The 18,597-nt window shown below is 70.9% G+C and carries 22 protein-coding genes; 14 read left to right on the forward strand and 8 right to left on the reverse strand.

All coding sequences use genetic code 11. From position 1 onward, the window contains the following. Positions 1 to 166 precede the first annotated feature (166 nt). The 10 genes from sufD (at position 167) to CCS38_RS06860 (ending at position 7,485) form a co-directional block, all read left to right on the forward strand. Complete coding sequence (sufD, locus tag CCS38_RS06815; protein ID WP_223732291.1) at positions 167 to 1,348, forward strand: Fe-S cluster assembly protein SufD; 1,182 nt, start codon at positions 167 to 169, stop codon at positions 1,346 to 1,348. Further along, positions 1,345 to 1,668, forward strand: a complete 324-nt coding sequence (locus CCS38_RS06820) for a non-heme iron oxygenase ferredoxin subunit (RefSeq protein WP_223732292.1) — start codon at positions 1,345 to 1,347, stop codon at positions 1,666 to 1,668. Before sufD ends, CCS38_RS06820 begins: the two co-directional genes overlap by 4 nt. Before the next feature lie 7 nt (positions 1,669 to 1,675). Next, on the forward strand, positions 1,676 to 2,440 hold the full coding sequence (gene sufC, locus CCS38_RS06825; RefSeq protein WP_030264512.1) for a Fe-S cluster assembly ATPase SufC: 765 nt from the start codon (positions 1,676 to 1,678) through the stop codon (positions 2,438 to 2,440). Continuing rightward, positions 2,437 to 3,693 carry a cysteine desulfurase gene (locus tag CCS38_RS06830; RefSeq protein WP_223732293.1) on the forward strand — a complete coding sequence of 419 codons (1,257 nt, stop codon included), beginning with the start codon at positions 2,437 to 2,439 and terminating at the stop codon, positions 3,691 to 3,693. The genes sufC and CCS38_RS06830 overlap by 4 nt, the downstream gene beginning before the upstream one ends. Before the next feature lie 20 nt (positions 3,694 to 3,713). After that, a complete protein-coding gene (gene sufU, locus CCS38_RS06835) occupies positions 3,714 to 4,172 on the forward strand; it encodes a Fe-S cluster assembly sulfur transfer protein SufU (protein WP_030264518.1) in 459 nt (152 codons plus the stop codon). Next, the gene (locus CCS38_RS06840; RefSeq protein WP_031065217.1) at positions 4,169 to 4,534 is read left to right on the forward strand and encodes a metal-sulfur cluster assembly factor; all 366 of its coding nucleotides are present in this window, start codon (positions 4,169 to 4,171) and stop codon (positions 4,532 to 4,534) included. Before sufU ends, CCS38_RS06840 begins: the two co-directional genes overlap by 4 nt. 124 nt (positions 4,535 to 4,658) lie before the next feature. Beyond that, positions 4,659 to 4,979 carry a DMT family transporter gene (locus CCS38_RS06845; RefSeq protein ID WP_223732294.1) on the forward strand — a complete coding sequence of 107 codons (321 nt, stop codon included), beginning with the start codon at positions 4,659 to 4,661 and terminating at the stop codon, positions 4,977 to 4,979. After that, positions 4,979 to 5,554 carry a TetR/AcrR family transcriptional regulator gene (locus CCS38_RS06850; protein WP_223732295.1) on the forward strand — a complete coding sequence of 192 codons (576 nt, stop codon included), beginning with the start codon at positions 4,979 to 4,981 and terminating at the stop codon, positions 5,552 to 5,554. The genes CCS38_RS06845 and CCS38_RS06850 overlap by 1 nt, the downstream gene beginning before the upstream one ends. Before the next feature lie 43 nt (positions 5,555 to 5,597). Then, on the forward strand, positions 5,598 to 6,581 hold the full coding sequence (gene dapD / locus CCS38_RS06855; RefSeq protein ID WP_223732296.1) for a 2,3,4,5-tetrahydropyridine-2,6-dicarboxylate N-succinyltransferase: 984 nt from the start codon (positions 5,598 to 5,600) through the stop codon (positions 6,579 to 6,581). A gap of 97 nt (positions 6,582 to 6,678) precedes the next feature. Beyond that, positions 6,679 to 7,485, forward strand: coding sequence for an EI24 domain-containing protein (locus tag CCS38_RS06860; protein ID WP_223732297.1), 807 nt, complete (start codon positions 6,679 to 6,681; stop codon positions 7,483 to 7,485). Here the strand turns inward: CCS38_RS06860 and CCS38_RS06865 are convergent. Next, positions 7,475 to 9,304, reverse strand: coding sequence for a DUF8508 domain-containing protein (locus CCS38_RS06865; protein WP_223732298.1), 1,830 nt, complete (start codon positions 9,302 to 9,304; stop codon positions 7,475 to 7,477). The two genes, CCS38_RS06860 and CCS38_RS06865, sit on opposite strands and share 11 nt — an antisense overlap. A gap of 259 nt (positions 9,305 to 9,563) precedes the next feature. Between CCS38_RS06865 and CCS38_RS06870 the strand changes: the two genes are divergently transcribed. Beyond that, positions 9,564 to 11,045 (forward strand): hypothetical protein, encoded by a 1,482-nt coding sequence (locus CCS38_RS06870; RefSeq protein ID WP_223732299.1) that lies wholly within the window; start codon positions 9,564 to 9,566, stop codon positions 11,043 to 11,045. A 78-nt stretch (positions 11,046 to 11,123) separates the two neighbouring features. On the opposite strand, the gene CCS38_RS06875 is transcribed toward CCS38_RS06870, so the two are convergent. Continuing rightward, a complete protein-coding gene (locus CCS38_RS06875; protein ID WP_223732300.1) occupies positions 11,124 to 11,567 on the reverse strand; it encodes a hypothetical protein in 444 nt (147 codons plus the stop codon). A gap of 17 nt (positions 11,568 to 11,584) precedes the next feature. Beyond that, positions 11,585 to 12,745, reverse strand: coding sequence for a chymotrypsin family serine protease (locus tag CCS38_RS06880; RefSeq protein ID WP_223732301.1), 1,161 nt, complete (start codon positions 12,743 to 12,745; stop codon positions 11,585 to 11,587). 467 nt (positions 12,746 to 13,212) lie between these two features. On the opposite strand from CCS38_RS06880, the gene CCS38_RS06885 reads away from it, so the two are divergent. Further along, positions 13,213 to 14,646 carry an alkaline phosphatase PhoX gene (locus tag CCS38_RS06885; RefSeq protein WP_223732302.1) on the forward strand — a complete coding sequence of 478 codons (1,434 nt, stop codon included), beginning with the start codon at positions 13,213 to 13,215 and terminating at the stop codon, positions 14,644 to 14,646. Positions 14,647 to 14,732: 86 nt separating this feature from the next. Here CCS38_RS06885 and CCS38_RS06890 read toward each other — a convergent pair whose 3' ends face one another. The 4 genes from CCS38_RS06890 to CCS38_RS06905 form a co-directional block, all read right to left on the reverse strand. Beyond that, the gene (locus CCS38_RS06890) at positions 14,733 to 15,566 is read right to left on the reverse strand and encodes a class I SAM-dependent methyltransferase (protein ID WP_223732303.1); all 834 of its coding nucleotides are present in this window, start codon (positions 15,564 to 15,566) and stop codon (positions 14,733 to 14,735) included. A gap of 213 nt (positions 15,567 to 15,779) precedes the next feature. Beyond that, positions 15,780 to 16,007 (reverse strand): GntR family transcriptional regulator, encoded by a 228-nt coding sequence (locus tag CCS38_RS06895; RefSeq protein ID WP_223732309.1) that lies wholly within the window; start codon positions 16,005 to 16,007, stop codon positions 15,780 to 15,782. A 52-nt stretch (positions 16,008 to 16,059) separates the two neighbouring features. Next, positions 16,060 to 16,293: a GntR family transcriptional regulator gene (locus tag CCS38_RS06900; RefSeq protein WP_223732304.1), complete on the reverse strand. Its 234-nt coding sequence runs from the start codon at positions 16,291 to 16,293 to the stop codon at positions 16,060 to 16,062. 16 nt (positions 16,294 to 16,309) lie between these two features. After that, positions 16,310 to 16,498 carry a GntR family transcriptional regulator gene (locus tag CCS38_RS06905; protein WP_308050711.1) on the reverse strand — a complete coding sequence of 63 codons (189 nt, stop codon included), beginning with the start codon at positions 16,496 to 16,498 and terminating at the stop codon, positions 16,310 to 16,312. Positions 16,499 to 16,672: 174 nt separating this feature from the next. Between CCS38_RS06905 and CCS38_RS06910 the strand changes: the two genes are divergently transcribed. Both CCS38_RS06910 and CCS38_RS06915 read left to right on the forward strand, forming a co-directional pair. After that, entirely contained in the window at positions 16,673 to 16,948 is a 276-nt protein-coding gene (locus tag CCS38_RS06910) for a hypothetical protein (RefSeq protein ID WP_223732306.1), read from the forward strand. A gap of 35 nt (positions 16,949 to 16,983) precedes the next feature. Beyond that, complete coding sequence (locus CCS38_RS06915) at positions 16,984 to 18,033, forward strand: MsnO8 family LLM class oxidoreductase (protein WP_223732307.1); 1,050 nt, start codon at positions 16,984 to 16,986, stop codon at positions 18,031 to 18,033. On the opposite strand, the gene CCS38_RS06920 is transcribed toward CCS38_RS06915, so the two are convergent. Then, positions 18,008 to 18,597: TerD family protein (locus tag CCS38_RS06920; RefSeq protein WP_223732308.1), on the reverse strand; the 590-nt coding region annotated here is incomplete at its 5' end. The two genes, CCS38_RS06915 and CCS38_RS06920, sit on opposite strands and share 26 nt — an antisense overlap.

Raw genomic sequence — 18,597 nt, forward strand, 5'->3', positions numbered from 1 at the left:
GACGCCCGCGTCGGCAAGGCCGGCACGCCCATCGACCGGGTCGCGGCGCAGGCGTACAGCTCCTTCGAGAAGGCGTCCGTGGTCTCCTTGGGCACGGAGACCACGGACCCGGCCCACCCCCGCCGCAGCAAACTTCTTGATCCAGAAAGCGAGCACTACGACAGCCATGGCTGAGGCTCAGAACATCCCGGCGGGGTCCTCCACCGCCGGCTCGATCGCGGTGGCCGCCGAGTCCACCGTCGCCACCCGGATGAGCGCCCCGCCGTCCTACGACGTGGCGGACTTCCCCGTGCCGCACGGCCGCGAGGAGGAGTGGCGCTTCACGCCGCTGGAGCGCCTGAAGGGCCTCCACGACGGCACCGCCACCGCCACCGGCGGCGTCTCGGTCGAGATCACCGCGCCCGAGGGCGTGACGGTCGAGACCGCGGACCGCGACGACGCCCGCGTCGGCAAGGCCGGCACGCCCATCGACCGGGTCGCGGCGCAGGCGTACAGCTCCTTCGAGAAGGCGTCCGTGGTCTCCGTGCCCAAGGAGACCGTGCTCAGCGAGCCCATCCGCATCGCCGTGCACGGCGAGGGCGGGGTCGCCTACGGTCACCAGGTCATCGAGCTCGGAGCCTTCGCCGAGGCCGTCGTCGTCATCGACCACACCGGTGACGCCACGCTCGCCGCCAACGTCGACTACCTCCTCGGCGACGGCGCGAAGCTCACCGTCGTCTCCGTCCAGGACTGGGACGACACCGCGGTCCACGCCGGCCAGCACAACGCCCTGGTCGGCCGGGACGCGTCCTTCAAGTCCGTGGTCGTCACCTTCGGCGGCGACCTGGTCCGGCTGAACCCCCGCGTGACGTACGCAGCCCCCGGTGGCGAGGCCGAGTTCTACGGCCTGTACTTCACCGACAACGGCCAGCACCAGGAGCACCGCCTCTTCGTCGACCACGAGGCGGCCAACTGCCGCTCCAACGTCGTCTACAAGGGCGCCCTCCAGGGCCAGGACGCGCACGCCGTCTGGATCGGCGACGTCCTCATCCGCGCCGCCGCCACCGGTACGGACACCTACGAGCTCAACCGCAACCTCGTCCTCACGGACGGCGCGCGGGTGGACTCGGTGCCGAACCTGGAGATCGAGACCGGCGAGATCGTCGGCGCCGGCCACGCCTCGGCGACCGGCCGCTTCGACGACGAGCAGCTGTTCTACCTGATGGCCCGCGGCATCCCCGCCGACGAGGCCCGTCGCCTGGTGGTCCGCGGCTTCTTCGCCGAGCTGGTCCAGCAGATCGGCCTGCCGGACGTCGAGGAGCGCCTCCTCACCAAGATCGATGCCGAGCTGGAGGCGTCCGTAGCATGACCCCCCACTTCGTACGAGCCTGTGGGCTGAGCGAGCTCGAGGAAGACACCCCCAAGCGGGTCGAGCTCGACGGCACCCCGGTCTCGGTCGTCCGCACCGAGGGCGAGGTGTTCGCGATCAACGACATCTGCTCGCACGCGAACGTCTCCCTCTCGGAGGGCGAAGTGGAGGACTGCTCCATCGAGTGCTGGCTGCACGGCTCCAGCTTCGACCTCCGCACCGGCAAGCCGTCCGGCCTTCCCGCGACGCAGCCCGTCCCCGTATACCCCGTAAAGATCGAAGGGGACGACGTGCTCGTCTCCGTCACCCAGGAGTCCTGAGTTCCCCATGGCAACGCTTGAGATTCACGACCTGCACGTCTCCGTCGAGGCCGAGAACGGCCCGCGCGAGATCCTGAAGGGCGTCGACCTGACCGTGAAGCAGGGCGAGACGCACGCCATCATGGGCCCCAACGGCTCCGGCAAGTCCACCCTCGCGTACTCCCTCGCGGGTCACCCCAAGTACACGATCACCGGCGGCACCGTCACCCTCGACGGCGAGGACGTCCTGGAGATGTCCGTCGACGAGCGCGCCCGCGCCGGCGTCTTCCTCGCCATGCAGTACCCGGTCGAGGTCCCCGGCGTCTCCGTCTCCAACTTCCTGCGCACCTCCGCCACCGCGATCCGCGGCGAGGCCCCCAAGCTGCGGCTGTGGGTCAAGGAGGTCAAGGAGGCCATGGAGCGCCTCAACATGGACCCGGCGTTCGCCGAGCGCAACGTCAACGAGGGCTTCTCCGGCGGTGAGAAGAAGCGCCACGAGATCCTCCAGCTGGAGCTGCTCAAGCCGAAGATCGCGATCCTCGACGAGACCGACTCGGGCCTGGACGTCGACGCGCTGCGCATCGTCTCCGAGGGCGTCAACCGGGTCCGCGAGTCCGGCGAGGTCGGCACCCTGCTGATCACCCACTACACGCGGATTCTCCGTTACATCAAGCCCGACTTCGTCCACGTCTTCGCCAACGGGCGGATCGCCGAGTCCGGCGGCGCCGAGCTGGCGGACAAGCTGGAGGCCGAGGGCTACGAGGCATACGTGAAGGGTGGCGCTACCGCGTGACACAGCTGCCGGGCCTCCTCGACACAGAGGCGATCCGTAAGGACTTCCCGATCCTGGGCCGCGAGGTCCATGAAGGGAAGAAGCTCGTCTACCTGGACAGCGCCGCGACCTCGCAGACGCCCAGCCAGGTCATCGACGTGCTGAGCGAGTACTACGAACGCTACAACGCCAATGTCCACCGGGGCGTGCACGTGCTCGCCGAGGAGGCCACGGCGCTGTACGAAGGTGCTCGCGACAAGGTCGCCGAGTTCATCAACGCACCGAGCCGCGACGAGGTGATCTTCACCAAGAACGCCTCGGAGTCGCTCAATCTCGTCGCGAACATGCTGGGCTGGGCCGACGAGCCCTACCGTGTGGACCACGAGACCGAGATCGTCATCACGGAGATGGAGCACCACTCCAACATCGTGCCGTGGCAGCTGCTCTCGCAGCGCACGGGCGCGAAGCTGAAGTGGTTCGGGCTGACCGAGGACGGCCGGCTCGACCTCTCCAACATCGACGAGATCATCACGGAGAAGACCAAGGTCGTCTCCCTGACCCTGGTCTCCAACCTCATGGGCACGGTCAACCCGGTCGAGGCGATCGTCCGCAAGGCGCAGGACGTCGGCGCGCTCGTCGTCTTCGACGCCTCGCAGGCCGCCCCGCACATGCCGCTGGACGTCCAGGCGCTCCAGGCCGACTTCGTGGCCTTCACCGGCCACAAGATGTGCGGCCCGACCGGCATCGGCGTCCTGTGGGGCCGCCAGGAGCTGCTGGAGGACCTGCCGCCGTTCCTCGGTGGCGGCGAGATGATCGAGACCGTCTCGATGAACTCCTCCACCTACGCTCCGGCGCCGCACAAGTTCGAGGCCGGTACGCCTCCGATCGCCCAGGCCGTCGGCCTCGGCGCGGCGGTGGACTACCTCAACTCCATCGGCATGGAGCGGATCGCCGAGCACGAGCACGCGCTCACCGAGTACGCGGTGAAGCGGCTGCTGGAGGTCCCTGACCTGCGGATCATCGGCCCCACCACGGCCGAGGACCGCGGCGCCGCGATCTCCTTCACGCTCGGTGACATCCACCCGCACGACGTGGGACAGGTGCTCGACGAAGAGGGCATCGCGGTCCGCGTCGGCCACCACTGCGCCCGCCCGGTCTGCCTGCGGTACGGAATTCCTGCGACGACACGAGCGTCGTTCTATCTGTACTCCACCCCGGCCGAGGTCGACGCCCTGGTCGCCGGCCTGGAGCACGTCCGTAATTTCTTCGGATGAGGACGAGGACTGACTGACCCGTGAAGCTGGATTCCATGTACCAGGACGTCATCCTGGACCACTACAAGCACCCGCACGGCCGGGGCTTGCGGGACGGCGACGCCGAGGTGCATCACGTCAACCCGACCTGTGGCGACGAGATCACCCTGCGCGTCCGTCTGGACGGCGCGACCATTGAAGACGTGTCGTACGAGGGCCAGGGCTGCTCCATCAGCCAGGCCAGCGCGTCCGTCCTCAATGAACTCCTGGTCGGCAAGGAGCTCGGCGAGGCGCAGCAGATCCAGGAGACCTTCCTGGAGCTGATGCAGTCCAAGGGCCAGATCGAGCCCGACGACGCCATGGAGGAGGTGCTGGAGGACGCGGTCGCGTTCGCCGGCGTCTCCAAGTACCCCGCCCGCGTCAAGTGCGCCCTCCTGAGCTGGATGGCGTGGAAGGACGCGACCGCCAAAGCCCTCTCCGAGGAGGCGAAGACCGCATGACCGAGAACGCAAGCGCCGCGGAGACCGCTGAGGCGCCCGCCGCGGCCCTCAAGCCGGCCACCGAGGAAGAGGTCCGCGAGGCCCTGTACGACGTCGTCGACCCCGAGCTGGGCATCGACGTGGTCAACCTCGGCCTGATCTACGGCATCCACATCGACGACGCCAACATCGCCACCATCGACATGACGCTCACCTCGGCGGCCTGCCCGCTGACCGACGTCATCGAGGACCAGGCGAAGTCCGCCACGGACGGCATCGTCAACGAGCTGCGGATCAACTGGGTCTGGATGCCCCCGTGGGGTCCCGACAAGATCACCGACGACGGCCGCGAGCAGCTGCGCGCCCTGGGGTTCAACGTCTGAGCCCTCCCGTCGTCACCTTTTTCGGCCGTGCCCGCCGGTGTTCCCGGCGGGCACAGCCGTTTCCGTTGTGCCCCGCGCGCCGCGTTGTGTACGTCCGTACGCATCGTTGTGTACGCTCGTACGTATGGGCTATGTGACGCTTGGTGCGGCGATACTGGTGGAGGTGCTGGCCACCACGGCGATGAAGTACAGCGACGGGTTCACGAGGCTGTGGCCGTCGGTCGGGACCGCGGTGGGGTATCTGATCGCTTTCGTGCTGCTCGCGCAGACGCTGAAGACGATGAGTGTGGGGACCACGTACGCCATCTGGTCGGGGGCCGGGACCGCTGTGATCGCGGCGATCGGGATGCTCTTCCTCGGGGAGGCGGCGAACGCGGCGCGGCTGATGGGGATCGCGCTGATCATCGGTGGCGTGGTGCTGCTGAACCTGGGCGGGGCGCACTGATGCCGCGGCGCTACGACCCCGAGCGGCGGCAGCGGATCATCGACGCGGCGATCCGGGTGGCCGAGGAGCGCGGCATCGGGGCGCTCAGCCACCGTGTAGTGGCCGCGGCGGCGGACGTGCCGCTGGGCTCGACGACGTACCACTTCGCGTCGCTGGACGACCTGCTGGTGGCCGCGTTGCGGCAGGTGTGCGGCGAGGCGGGCACCACGGTGGAGGGCTGGACCGAGTACCTGGAGCGGGACGCGCCGCTCGCGGACCGGATCGCCGACCTGCTGGCCGCGTACATGGACGAGAGCCGCAGCGGCCGGGTGCGGATGGAGTACGAGCTGTACCTCGCGGCGCTGCGGCGGCCCGCGCTGAGCCCGGTCGCCGCCGAATGGCTGGACAGCACGCTGGACGTGCTCGCCCGCTACACCGACCTCGGTACCGCCCGCACGCTCTCCGCGCTGATCGACGGGATGCTGCTGCAGTCGTTGCTCACCGGCCGGCCGTTCGACCGTGACGAAGTGCGGGCCGAGGTGGCGCGGGTCGTCGGCGAGGAGCCCGTACCGGACGGTCCCGCGTCTGACCGCTGAGACCGGTTCGCCAGGCCGGGGGCGCGCCGGTTAGGTTTTCCGCATGACCGAAGCTACCTCCCGTACCACCGGCGCCGTCGCCGCCGGACTCGCCACCGTCACCTCCGACGGCACCGTCCTGGACACCTGGTTCCCGGCGCCCGAGCTCGTCGCCGAGCCCGGCCCGGCCGGCACCGAGCGGCTGACCGCCGAGCGCGCCGCCGAACTGCTCGGCGAGGCCGCGCCCAAGGCGCTCGGCCCCGACGCCCGCCGCGGCGTGGAGATCGTGGCCGTGCGCACGGTCATCTCCTCCCTGGACGACAAGCCGCTGGACGCGCACGACGGCTACCTCCGTCTGCACCTGCTCAGCCACCGCCTGGTGCAGCCGAACGGCCAGAACCTCGACGGCCTGTTCGGGCTGCTGGCGAACGTCGCCTGGACGTCGCTCGGCCCGGTCGCCGTGGACCAGCTGGAGACCGTACGGCTGAACGCCCGCGCCGAGGGCCTGCACCTCGCCGTGTACGGCGTCGACAAGTTCCCGCGGATGACGGACTACGTCGCCCCGGCGGGTGTCCGCATCGCCGACGCCGACCGGGTCCGCCTGGGCGCGCACCTCGCGGCCGGCACCACCGTCATGCACGAGGGCTTCGTCAACTTCAACGCCGGCACGCTCGGCACCTCCATGGTCGAGGGCCGGATCAGCCAGGGCGTCGTGGTCGGCAACGGCTCCGACATCGGCGGCGGCGCCTCCACGATGGGCACCCTCTCCGGCGGCGGCAAGGAGCGCATCCGCATCGGCGAGCGCAGCCTGGTCGGCGCGGAGGCCGGCGTGGGCATCGCGCTGGGCGACGAGTGCGTGGTCGAGGCGGGTCTGTACATCACCGCCGGTACCCGCGTGACCATGCCCGACGGCCAGATCGTGAAGGCCGCCGAGCTGTCCGGCGCGGACAACATCCTCTTCCGCCGTAACTCCACCACCGGTGTGGTGGAGGCCCGCCCGAACAACGCGGAGTGGGGCGGCCTGAACGACGTGCTGCACCACAACTGACGCATACGGCACACGCCGACCGACGGCCCGTGCGCTCCGGAATCCCCGGATCGCACGGGCCGTCGGCGTTGTCAGTGGTGCCCGCTAGGGTGGTCCTATGCGTGATCTTGTGGCGGGGCTGGGTTACTGGGGCAAGGGGCAGCGCTGGGTTGCGCGGCACGGCCGGTGGTGGGGATTCGGGCTGCTGCCCGCGCTGCTCACACTCGTGCTGTACGCGGTCGCGCTGACCGTGTTCTTCTTCTGGGCGGACGACCTCGCGGCCTGGGCGACGCCGTTCGCCGACGGCTGGGGCTCGCCCTGGCAGGGGCTGCTGCGCGGGCTGTTCGTCGCGCTGCTGGTCGCGGGCGGCCTGCTGCTGTCCGTGCTGACCTTCACCGCCGTCACGCTGCTGGTCGGCGACCCGTTCTACGAGTCGCTCTCCGAGAAGGTGGAGGAGTCCGAGGGGGAGTGCCCCGAGGGCCTCGGTCTCTCGCTGTGGCGGGAGGTGTGGATCGCGCTCAAGGACAGCGTGTACGTCCTGCTGCGCGCGGCCGGCTTCGGCCTGCTCTTCTTCCTCCTCGGCTTCGTGCCCGTCATCGGCCAGACCGTGATCCCGGCCATCGGCTTCTGCGTCTCCGGCTTCTTCCTCACCCTCGAACTGGCCTCGGTGGCCCTGCAGCGCCGCGGGATACCGGTGCGCGAGCGGATGCGCCTGCTGCGCGGCCGCAAGGCACTCGCCGTCGGCTTCGGCACCCCGCTCGTGCTGCTCTTCCTCGTGCCGTTCGTCGCCGTGATCCTGATGCCGGGCGCGGTGGCGGGCGCGACGCTGCTGGTACGGGACCTGGTGGGGGAGCCGGCTCCGGAGCGGGAGCCCGCGGGCGGCGCGGGCGAGGCCCCCGCGCCGCCGCCTCGGTTCACGGCCTGACGCGCAGCACCTGCGGGTCGTGGTCGCTCGCCTGGTCGGCGAACTCCGCGTTGAGGTGGACGATGTCGTAGTCGGCGCCGTTCAGGGCGCGGCTGGTGAGCATGTGGTCCAGGGCCTGCGAGTTGCCGTTGTAGACGTAGCCGTAGCGCTCGGGCTTCGGGAGCCGGTTCACCTGGTCGGTGAGGACACCGCCCGCGGTGAGCTTCTTCAGCGCCGGGGAGAACTGGTAGTCGTTCAGGTCGCCCGCGACGATCACGGCGGCCTTGGGATCGACGGCGAGCACGCCCTCGACGAAGCCGTGCACGGCCTCGGCCTGGGCGGTGCGCTGGGTCTCGGACGTGCGGGCCGGCGGCTGGAAGCGGCTGTCCAGGCCCTGGTCGCCGCCCTTGGAGTTGAAGTGGTTGGCGACCACGAAGACCGGCTTGCCCCGGAAGGAGAACTGTCCGGCGAGCGGCTTGCGGCTGTCCTTCCAGGCCGCGTTGGCCGGGTCGATGCGGCCGGGGGAGGCGGAGAGCGCCGGACGGCCGTCCTTCTTCTCGACCTTCACCGGCGTCGTCGCGTCGCCGCCGGGGGTGTCCGTGAAGGAGACCCGCTCGGGGTTGTGGAGGAACGCGACGCGGATGTTGCCGCCGGGCTGGCCGCCGTCCTGGTCGTCGGCCGGGTCGATCTGGCGCCACTCGTAGGCGGGGCCGCCCGCCTTCTTGACGGCGTCGGTGAGCTTCTTGAGCGTGGCGCCCGCGGTCACCACCGAGTCGTTGGTGGCCCCGTTGTCGTCCTGGACCTCCTCCAGGGCGACGATGTCCGGCGCGACGAGGTTCTTCACCAGCGCCTCGGCGAGCCGGTCGAACTTGGCCTGCGCGGTCTTCGGCGAGAGGTTCTCCACGTTGTACGTGGCGACCGACAGCTCGTCAGCGGACTGCTTGCGGGTGGTCTCGCGGGCCGGCCCGCGGTCGGCGAGCGTGCCCAGGTCCGTCGCCTCGATCGTGTAGCCGCCGAAGTTGTCGTAGTCCAGCGGCCCGGCGGTGGTGCCGGTCAGCGCGTCGCCGACGTCGGCGACCGGGAAGGGCCGCTCGGCGAACGGGATCAGCGAGGTGACCTTGAGGCGGCCCGCGTTCGGGTCGGCGTACGAGCTGTAGAGCGTGCCGCCGCGCACGGTGCGGTTGTGGCCGGGCTCGGCCGTCACCCACAGCTCGTGGTGGGTGTTCGTGGCGCCGACGACCGGCGCGTCGGAGACCGCGACCCGCATGCCCTCCAGCGACTCGTAGCGGTCCAGCGCGTAGGAGCCGGGCCGCAGCTTCAGCGGCTCGATGTCCTTGCCGCCGTTGTCCGGGGCGTATCGATTCGGCACGGACGCGGGGTCCAGCGTGAAGGCCGCGGGGAGACGATTCTTCGCCGAGTTCACCGTCCATTTCGCGCCAGTGATCTCGGTGACGGACTGCAGCCCGGCGTCCTTGCCGCCGGGGTAGTACTCGGTGACCGTGCCGCTCACCTCCACCGCGTCCCCCACGGCGACCTCGGGGGTCTGCTTCCCGGTGAAGACGAAGACGGCCTCGCTGGTGGCCGGGTCCCGGTCCGGCTGCGGATCCTGGAACCAGAAGCCGCGCGCGGACCCGAAGGACCGTACGGCGGTGACGACGCCCGGCACGCCGGTGACCTGCTTTCCGGCCAGCGGGGATATCCGGGTACCGCCCTGGATGTCATGGATCCTGGCGTCGGCCGCCGCCGCGGACTGCGGGACGGCGAGCAGCCCTGCGGCGAGGGCCGCGGCGGCCGCCGAGGCGAGCGTGAGCGGTCTGCTGAACGTACGGCGGGACGGCATGGTGGCCTCCGGAAGCGTGGGGAAACAAAGGGAGGAAAGGGCCGAGCTGCGTATCGGAGGACGGTCCGCTACGCGCGTCAATCTCTTGTGTGCCGCCGGTAGTTGTCAATACTCGCCCGGTGTACGGCGGCGGGCGGGCCGGTGAACCGCCCGCCGCCGGGCACCCCGGACGGGCCGGTGAACCGCCCGGGATCATCACGATTCCGTCTACGCTTGGGCGACGCACCAGCAGTAGTCCGCCCGAGGAGCTGAACCTTAGATGTCCGACGAGCGCCCCACCCTTCCCCCGGTGCGGCTGCACCCCGAAGCGGAGCTGGCCAGGGACGCGCTGAGCGCCCCCCTCTTCGCCCGGGCGGCCAAGCTCGCCCGCTGGGCCGAGCGGGAGGTACCGGTCGGCGTCGGCGGCGACCTCCTCGAAGAGCAGCTCGCCGAGGCCGCGGCCCACCTGGGCCTGGCCGTCGACGAGGACGGCACCGGCTACGCCGCCGAGGCGTGGCAGCTGGCCGTGGACACCGGCCTGGTCGAGATCGAGGAGCACGCGGGCGAGGACGAGGACCTGCCCGACGGCGCCCCGTCCGGTACGGCCACGCCCGGCGAGGAGCTGCGGCTGCTGACCGCCGGCAGCCCCCAGGACGTGCTGGCCATCTGGCTCGGCGGCATGGAGACCGTACTGGCCGACGCCGCGGCGCCCGACCTCGGCGACCTCGTCGAGCAGATCGCCGAGGGCGGCGAGCTGGACCTGGACTCCATCGACTGGAATCCGGAGGACGAGGCCGAGCTGCTGGACGGCATCCTCGGCAACCTCTACATGCTCTGCGCGCTGGCCGAGGACCCGGAGCAGAGCGTCCCGCTGCCGGCGCTCGCCGCCTCCATGATCGTCCCGGCCGACATGGACGAGCCCACCGACGACATCCTCGAAGAGGTCTCCGAGGCGATGATGCGCCTGGACGACCAGTTCCGGGTGCTGGAGCCGATCGGCCTGGTCGCGTACCAGCCGGTGGACGAGGCGCTCATCGAGGAGCTGGACGAGGACGGCGAGACCGTGCAGTCGGCCGGGCCGCTGGAGGACGAGGACGTCAGCCGGTACGGCATGGTCCGGCTCACCCCCCTCGGCATGTACGCGGTCCGCGCGCGGATGCTGGATGCGGGCGTCGAGGCCCCGGCCGTCGGCGACCTCGCCGACAAGGGCGCCGACGTGCTGCTCGGCGCGCTGCCCGACTACCCCGAGATGCTGGCGCAGGCCGAGTCCGAGCAGTGGCTCGCGGCCCGCGACAGCCTCGGCGCGGCCCGGGACCTGCTGTCCGCCGCGCGCGGCGACGACGAGCGGGCGCCGCAGCGCCGCCTCGCCTGCCAGCAGACCTTGTCGCTGGTCGGCCCGGAGGCCGAGCCCGCGCTCCGCGAGGTGCTGGACGACCGGCAGCTGGGCGGGCTGGCCCGGGTCTGGCTGGCCGAGCACGGCGCGACCGGCATCCCCGAGCCCTCCCAGGACATGATCTTCTGGCTGACCGTGGACACGCTCGCGGCGCAGCTGGGCACCGCCGACGAGGACGCGGCCGAGCTGCGGGATCTGGTCGAGGGTCTGGTCGGTCAGCACACCGGCTTCTTCGACGCGGTCTGGCGGGTGGACCACCCGGCCACCGCCGACGTCCTGGAGGCGATGGGCCGGCTCCACCCGGACAAGAAGGCGGCCAAGGAGGCCCGCAAGGCGGCCTTCAAGGCCCGCTCCAAGAAGGACAACTGACGGCCCGTCGGTCCGCTCCGGCACTGCGGAGGCCCGGCGGGCCGTCAGCCCGTCGAGCTTCTCAGCAGAAGTACTGCCTCAGCACAAGTACTGCGTCGTGTGCGGGAACGACGCGGACTGGCCGTTGAAGCCGTACGTACCGCGGTAGGACAGCGGTACCTGGAACTGGCCGATGACCGTCATGGTCTGGGCGCAGTTGCCCGAGCCGCCGGGGCGGGCGGCCCGCAGTACCAGCCGGGGGCCGAGCTCGCCGCCGGTGATGTCCCACGGGGCGCCGCAGATGCCGGAGGTGATCCGGCCACCGGTGATGATGTGCGGATAGGTGTTGGGGTTGTAGGCCACCTCCATGTCGAAGGTGAGGGCTCCGTTGTTGAGCCGCATCTTCGCGGTGACCCGCAGCGCCTCGGCCGATACGTCGCGCTGCGCGGCGAACGCCTCGTCGTGCGTCTTGACCTCGGAGCCCTGGGCGTTGATGAACCGGTGCTCCTGCCCCTGGCCCTTCTTCTTGGCTGCGCTCGTCATGGCTTTCGCTCCCCGGGTCAGGCCAGTTGCTCGGCGATCTCGACGCGCAGCAGCGCGCGGACGTTCTCGATGTGGTTCATGATCGTGACCTGCTGCGACCCCGCGAAGAGCAGGCCGACGGCGACGTTGTCGAGCGAGGTGACCAGGGAACCGGAGTCACCGCCGGCCGACATGTTCGTGGTGATGATCTGGTCCTTGAAGCGCGCGGTGCCGGCCGTGCCGTACGAGACGTCGATGGTCGCGTCGGTGGAGAGGATCCGGCCGATCGTCAGGTTGGTGGTCCGGCCGACCTTCTTCACCCGGTCGCCCACCGCCACCTGTGTCTTGCGCCGCCAGGCCCGCGGCGGGCCGTTGAAGTACTGCTCGCGGGTGGCGTCCTGGAACTCCACCTTCGCCAGCGCCGCGTCCACGATGTTGTTCTGCTGCGCCAGCGGGACCTGCGGTGCGAACTGGATCGCGACGAAGCGGGACAGCGTGCCGATCCGGTCGCCCGGGTCCATGCCGCCGTCCGCGGGGCCGGGCTGCACCACGGGGCTGCCCAGCGGCGCCCGGTTGGAGTCGGCGAGCACGTGGTTGTTGCTCAGGATGTAGTACCTGGCGGGGATGCCGGTGCCGGGCTCCGGGGGGTTGATCCGCGCGTCGGGCAGCAGGTCGTAGACCACGCTGCCGAGCGTGCCCGCGGTGATCCGCACGCTGCCGACCGAGAAGCCGGACGGGCACGGGCGCATCCTGCGGGTGAGCCGCTGTGGCTCCGCGGCCGTGCGGAGCCTGCCGAGCTCCTGGCCCAGCTCGTCCAGCAGGGGCCCGGGCAGTACGGACGTACCGCCGTCGGGGCCGAAGCCGGTCTGCTCCTCCGTGCCGCCGCCCGGCGCGGTGAGGCGGGTGCGCTGGGCCGCGACATGGCCGACGGCGACCACGTCCGTCGGCGTGCCGTCGTCCATCTCGTGCGGCACGACGTCCCGTTCGGACAGTACCGACTCGGGGACCTTCTGCGTCACGAAGACCAGGACCGCTTCCTCGCCCGTCGGCTCGCCGCCCGTCCACTTCACGCCGTGGCCGAAGCCGACGACGTTGGCGAGCGGGTGCTGCGGGTTCATGAAGTCCGACAGCGCCTGCTGGCGCGAGGCGTCACTGACCTGTCCGCCGGTGGGGCCGCGCATCATCTCGGGCTGGTTCACACCAGACCACCTCTTCCCCGGTGGGCGTCCCGCGCGCCCGGCCGTCGCGCGCCGGGCAGGCGGGCGCACGGCTCCGGGGCGGGACCGCGTGTGGCTTGACGGGCCGGGCCGCCGTGGCGGGCCGGCTCTCGGAGGGAGACGCAGGGTCCGGTACGGCCTGGAGCGGGTGGGCCTGTCCGTACTGCCGCGTACGGACGACCCGTCCGTACGGCCGCCGGCCCGGCGCTCGCCTTACGGGTGATGCAGGTAGGGAATGTCTATTGCCGGCCGTGGGGGGCGGTCAAGGTGGAAAGCCAGAAATCTTGCAGTACATGGCGGCATGGCGTGGATGACCTTGTTTGTCATGGTTCACTGCCGTGGGGCGAAAGGCTTCCTGAACGTCGTGCCCTGTTCAACTGCTGTTCGGAAGGGCCCGCAAGCCTGTGTCGGGACGGGGGAGAGAGAAACCAGCCATTCAGGAGATCACCATGCCCCTCACCCGCAGGGACTTCGCCAAGCGCTCCGCGTACACCGGCGCCGGAGTGGCGCTCGCCGGCAGCGTCGGGGTGCTGGCCACGGCCCCCGGGGCCATCGGCGAGGAGACCGGCGAGGCCACCGACGACGGGACGCGGCAGCTCGGTTACGGTCCGCTGATCGATGACCCGAAGGGCATCCTCGCGCTGCCCGCCGGCTTCAGCTACAAGATCATCACCCGTACCGGTGAGACCAAGCTGGAGAGCGGCGAGTACACGCCCGCCAAGCACGACGGCACGGCCACCTTCGAGGGGCAGCGCGGCGCGACCCTGCTCGTGAACAACCACGAGATCAAGGGCCCGCGCGCCGAGGCCAAGCACCCGGTGCCGCTCGCCGAGGGCCTGGTCTACGACCCGGCGGCGGCCGGCGGCTGCACCGTCGTGGAGGTCTCCAAGGACGGCAGCCACATCAGTGAGTGGGTCGGCATCGCCGGTACCTCCACCAACTGCGCCGGTGGCAGCACCGCCTGGGGCACCTGGCTCACCGGCGAGGAGACCGAGGACAAGGCCGGCCAGAACGGCATGACCAAGGACCACGGTTATGTCTTCGAGGTCGACCCGCACGACGAGCGGGCGGCCCGTGACCCGAAGCCGATCAAGGCGTTCGGCCGGTACCCGCACGAGGCCGTCGTCGTCGACCCGAAGCGCGGCGACGTCTTCCTGACCGAGGACGCCGAGGAGCCCAACGGTCTGCTCTACCGCTGGACCCCGCCGCAGGGCTTCACGCACGGCCGCGGGCAGCTGCGTACCCTCGCCGACGACGCGGGCGTGCTCGCCGCGTTCAAGTGCTTCGACTCCGGCGGCCGCTTCGTCGACGACCTGTCGCGGGCCACCGAGCCCGGCACCGTCTACGGCGTGGACTGGGTCGAGGTCCCCGACCGGGACGCCCGCACCACCTCGGTCCGCAAGCAGTTCAAGGACGGGGAGATCACCCGCGCCCGCAAGCTGGAGGGCATGTGGTGGGCGGACGGCGGCGTGTACGTCGTGTCGTCCTACGCCCGCGAGGAGAGCCCGGTCGAGCACGACGGCCAGGTGTGGTTCTACAACCCCGCGCGCCGCACGCTGACCCTGAAGATCCGCTTCGGCATCAACGCCGACCCGTCGAAGGAAGGCGCGCTGGACGGCCCGGACAACATCAGCGTCTCGCCCTACGGCGGCCTGATCATCGCCGAGGACGGCGAGGGCGTGCAGCACCTCTTCGGCGCCACCGAGGACGGCCGGACCTACCCGGTCGCGCGCAACGAGATCAACATCGGGACCGCGGAGGAGCCGGTGTACAGCGAGTTCACCGGCCCGGTCTTCTCGCCCGACGGGGAGACGCTGTTCGCCAACATCCAGGACCCGGGGATCATGCTCGCGATCACCGGCCCCTGGCGGCGCCAGGGCTGACCTGCGACACGGCCGGCCGGATCCGGGGGGAATCCGGGCGGCCGGGTCAGCCGGGGGCCGGCCGGGCCGGCCGGTCTCCGGTCGGGTCAGCCGGTCTCCGGGCGGTCCGCGGTGATCACGTAGTAGTCCAGCAGGCCCTTCTCGTACGCGGTCAGGAACCGGCGCGGCCACAGGTCGCGCAGCTCGGGCACCTGCCCGAGATACCGGTCGTACGCGGCCCACACCGATTCCCCGATCGCCCGGATCCGCACGTCCGACAGTCCGGCCCCCTCCAGCGCGGCGGCGACCTCGTCCGCCACATGGGCGAGGTCGAGGCCGTCGGCGTAGGTGGGCAGCAGTCCGGGCAGCGCGCGGGCGGCCTCCTGGCCGGTGGCGAAGAACGTCGTCAGCGCCAGCCGGCCGCCCGCGCGCAGCACCCGTGCCGTTTCCCGGGCGAAGCCCGGAATATCGGGGAAGTGCTGGGCCGCCTCGACCGAGAACAGACACTCCACGGATGCGTCCGGCAGCGGCAGCCGCTCGGCCGCGCCGCGCCGGTACTCCAGCCGCCCCGGGTGCGCGTCCCGCACGGCGGCGTTCCGCTCCTGGGCCCGCCGGACCTGCTCGGGATGGACGTCCAGCCCGACGACCGACCCGAACCCGTACTCGCACAGCGCGAGCGCCGAGCCGAGGCCCAGTCCGCAGCCGACCTCGGCGGCGTCCCGCCCCTCCGTACGGTCGAAGCCGCGCAGGACCAGCCGGTAAAGCTCCTTCTCCGTCCCGATCCGATCGGCTTCGGTCAGCGGCCGGTCGGTGGGCGCGTCGGCCCAGTACCCGAAGTTGATGAACCCACCGGCGAACGCGGGCACGTGGCTCAGATCGAACTCCCCGTAGATCTCATCCAGGGAGGGCACGGTGGGCGGCTGCGGCTGCTCGGCAGACATCCGGACTCCTCGCGGCTCGGCGACGCCCCGATTCTCGGCCCTGCGCCGCCCCCGCACCAGAGCGGCTGCCCCGCTCAGCCCATGACGTAGCTGCCCGCACCCAGGACCGTACGCAGGCGGCCCTCCTTGCGGAGCTGGACGACGGCCTTCTGGATCGTCGACTGGGTTACGCGATACTCAGCGGCCACTTGGGGCCGGACCGGCACGGAGCGGTCAAGATCCATGGCTGCCGTCGGCCTGCGGCCGCGCCGCGTTCTCTGTTCCGGTGCCCAGGATGAAGGTGCCCTTCGCGGGGAGCGTGGCCACCACGCCCCGGTCGCGGAGGAGTGCGACGGCGCGGCGTACGGTCCCGATGCTGACGCCGTAGACCTCCGTCATGCGACGTTCAGCGGGCAGGGCGGCGCCCTTGGCCAGCTTTCCTGACCGGACCTCTTCCTGGATCTGGTCGGCCGGCTCTTCCTAGCGGTAGCGCGGCATCTCGGTCATCGGGGGCCTATACCCCGTCGTCCGCTCCGGCGATGACGAACGTCCCCTTGCCGGCGAGGGTCGCCACCAAGCCCCGAGCGCGTAGCTCCTGGACGGCGCGGCGGACCGTTCCGGCGGAGACGTGATAGACCTCCGCCAGCTCCCGCTCATTCGGCAGGCGTCCCCCCTTCGGGATCTCCCCGGCCTCGATCTGGCGGGCCAGGTCCTCAGCGATGCGGACGTACTCGTAAACGATCTCCACGCTTCCCGGCCTCTGCTCAGCCCGTGACGTAACTGCCGGCGCCGAGGACCGTGTGGATGCGGCCCTCCTTGCGGAGTTGGACGATGGCCTTCTGGACCGTCGACTGGACCACTCGGTACTCAGCGGCCAGCGCGATCGTGCTGGGGAAGCGTTCGCCAGGGCACCACTCACCGGCATTGAGGCGGCGGCGGAGGCTGGCAGCCACTTGCGGCCACACCGGCACAGAACGATCGAGGTCCATGCCGCGACCTTATGCGGTATCGCGATTACGCGGTAGCACACAGCCGTCACTCCGTGCACGCTTGCGGCTTGGAGGACCCCGGCGACCGGATCGGACCCGGTCGCCGGGGCGTGGCCGACACTGTGAAGGAGTGCCGACATGGAGAGCCTACGACGGCTGCCGTGGACCGATGGTGGGCGGACGGCCTATGTGCCGTTGGGGGACGGGCTGGTGAATCATCTGGCCGATGTCATGGAGGGCGAGATGCTCGTCATGGCGAGGGCCGACGTCGCGCGGGGGCGTGCCATGGCCGGGGACCCGGAGGCCTCCGGGGCGGAGTTGCGGCGGGCCGTGCGGTATCTGGCTCGGGCGGTCGAGGATGCTGTGCTCGTTGCCGACCTGCGAGGGGAGCGGCTGCCTGGCGTGGAGGCGTAGCGGAATCCTGCGCCGCGGGGAGCGTTGTACTGATCGTGAACTCGACGACAGTGGCTCCGCGGATCTCGGTGCTCGACCGGTCCCGTACGAGAGCGGGGCGGCCGCAGGCGGAAGCGTTGCAGGAGACCGTGCGTTTTGCCCAGGAGGTGGAGGCGCTCGGTTATCGGCGCTTCTGGGTGTCGGAGCACCACAGCGTGCCTGGCGTGGCCGGGTCGGCTCCTACCGTGCTGGCCGCCGCCGTCGCCGCGGCCACCCGCCGTATTCGGGTCGGTACCGGCGGGGTCATGCTGCCCAATCACCGGCCGCTGGTCGTCGCCGAGCAGTTCGGGGTACTGGAATCGCTCTTTCCGGGGCGGATCGATATGGGGCTGGGGCGGTCGGTCGGGTTCACGGATGGGATTCGGCGGGCGCTGGGGACGGACAAGGACGCGGTCGGGGACTTCGGTGCGCAGCTCGCCGAGTTGACCGGTTACTTCGCGGGCAATCAGACCGCGCATCCGCAGGTGCACGCCCGGCCCGCCGAAGGGCTGAGCGTGCCCGCGTTCGTGCTGGCCACCGGGGCCGGGGCGGAGATCGCCGCCGAGGCGGGGCTCGCGCTCGTGATCGGCGACGTGCGCGGGCGGGACGCGCTGCTGCGCGCCATCGACCGCTACCGCACCGGCTTTCGGCCGTCCGCGTTGTGGGAGCGGCCGTACGTTGTGGTCTCCGCGACTGTCGCCGTGGCCGCCACCGCCGAGGAGGCTCGTCGGCTGCTGCTCCCGGAGGCGTGGGCGATGGCGTACTCCCGTACGCGCGGGGTCTTTCCGCCGTTGGAGCCGGTGGCGGACGTGCTCGCGCGGGAGCCGTCGATGACCGCCAAGGAGCGGGAGTTCTACGAGCGGGCGCAGCGCGGGCAGATCCACGGCACGGAAAGTGACGTGCGCCCGGCCGTCACCGAGCTGCTCGCTGACACCGGTGCCGATGAGCTGCTGGTCACGACGAGTACCTACGACCGCGCCGCCCAGCTCGACTCCTACCGCCGGCTGGCGGCGGCGGTGGCCGGGCCGGGCGGCGCGCCGGTCACAGCGCCTGGGCGGCCGGCTTGACCATGCCGCGGACCGTGCGGGAGTCGACGAACTCGCCGAGGGCCGTCATCTCCCACTCGCCGCTGTACTGCCGGATCAGCTTGGCCATCAGCACGCCCGTCCGCTTCTCCGAGCCGGTCAGGCTGAAGCGGACCAGCTCCTCGCCGGACTGCGCGTCCAGCAGGCGGCAGTACGCCTTGGCGACGTCGGTGAACTTCTGACCGGAGAAGCTGTTCACCGTGAAGACCAGGCCCGTGACCTCCGGGGGGAGGCCGCTGAGGTGGACCGTGATCGCCTCGTCGTCGCCCGCGCCCTCACCCGTGAGGTTGTCCCCGGAGTGCTGGATGGCGCCGTTGAGGATCGAGAGCTTGCCGAAGAAGCAGTTGTCGATCTTCTTGCGGTCGGGGCCGTACGCGATCACGGACGCGTCGAGGTCGATGTCCTTGCCGCGGAACGCGGGCTCCCAGCCGAGGCCCATCCGGACCGAGGAGAGCAGCGGCTGCCCGCCCTTGACCAGGGAAACGGTCTGGTTCTTCTCGAGGCTGACCCGGCCCTTGTCGAGGTTGATCTTTCCGGCGCCGGGGG

Source organism: Streptomyces purpurogeneiscleroticus, assembly GCF_020024005.1.
Taxonomy (GTDB): Bacteria; Actinomycetota; Actinomycetes; order Streptomycetales; family Streptomycetaceae; genus Streptomyces; species Streptomyces purpurogeneiscleroticus.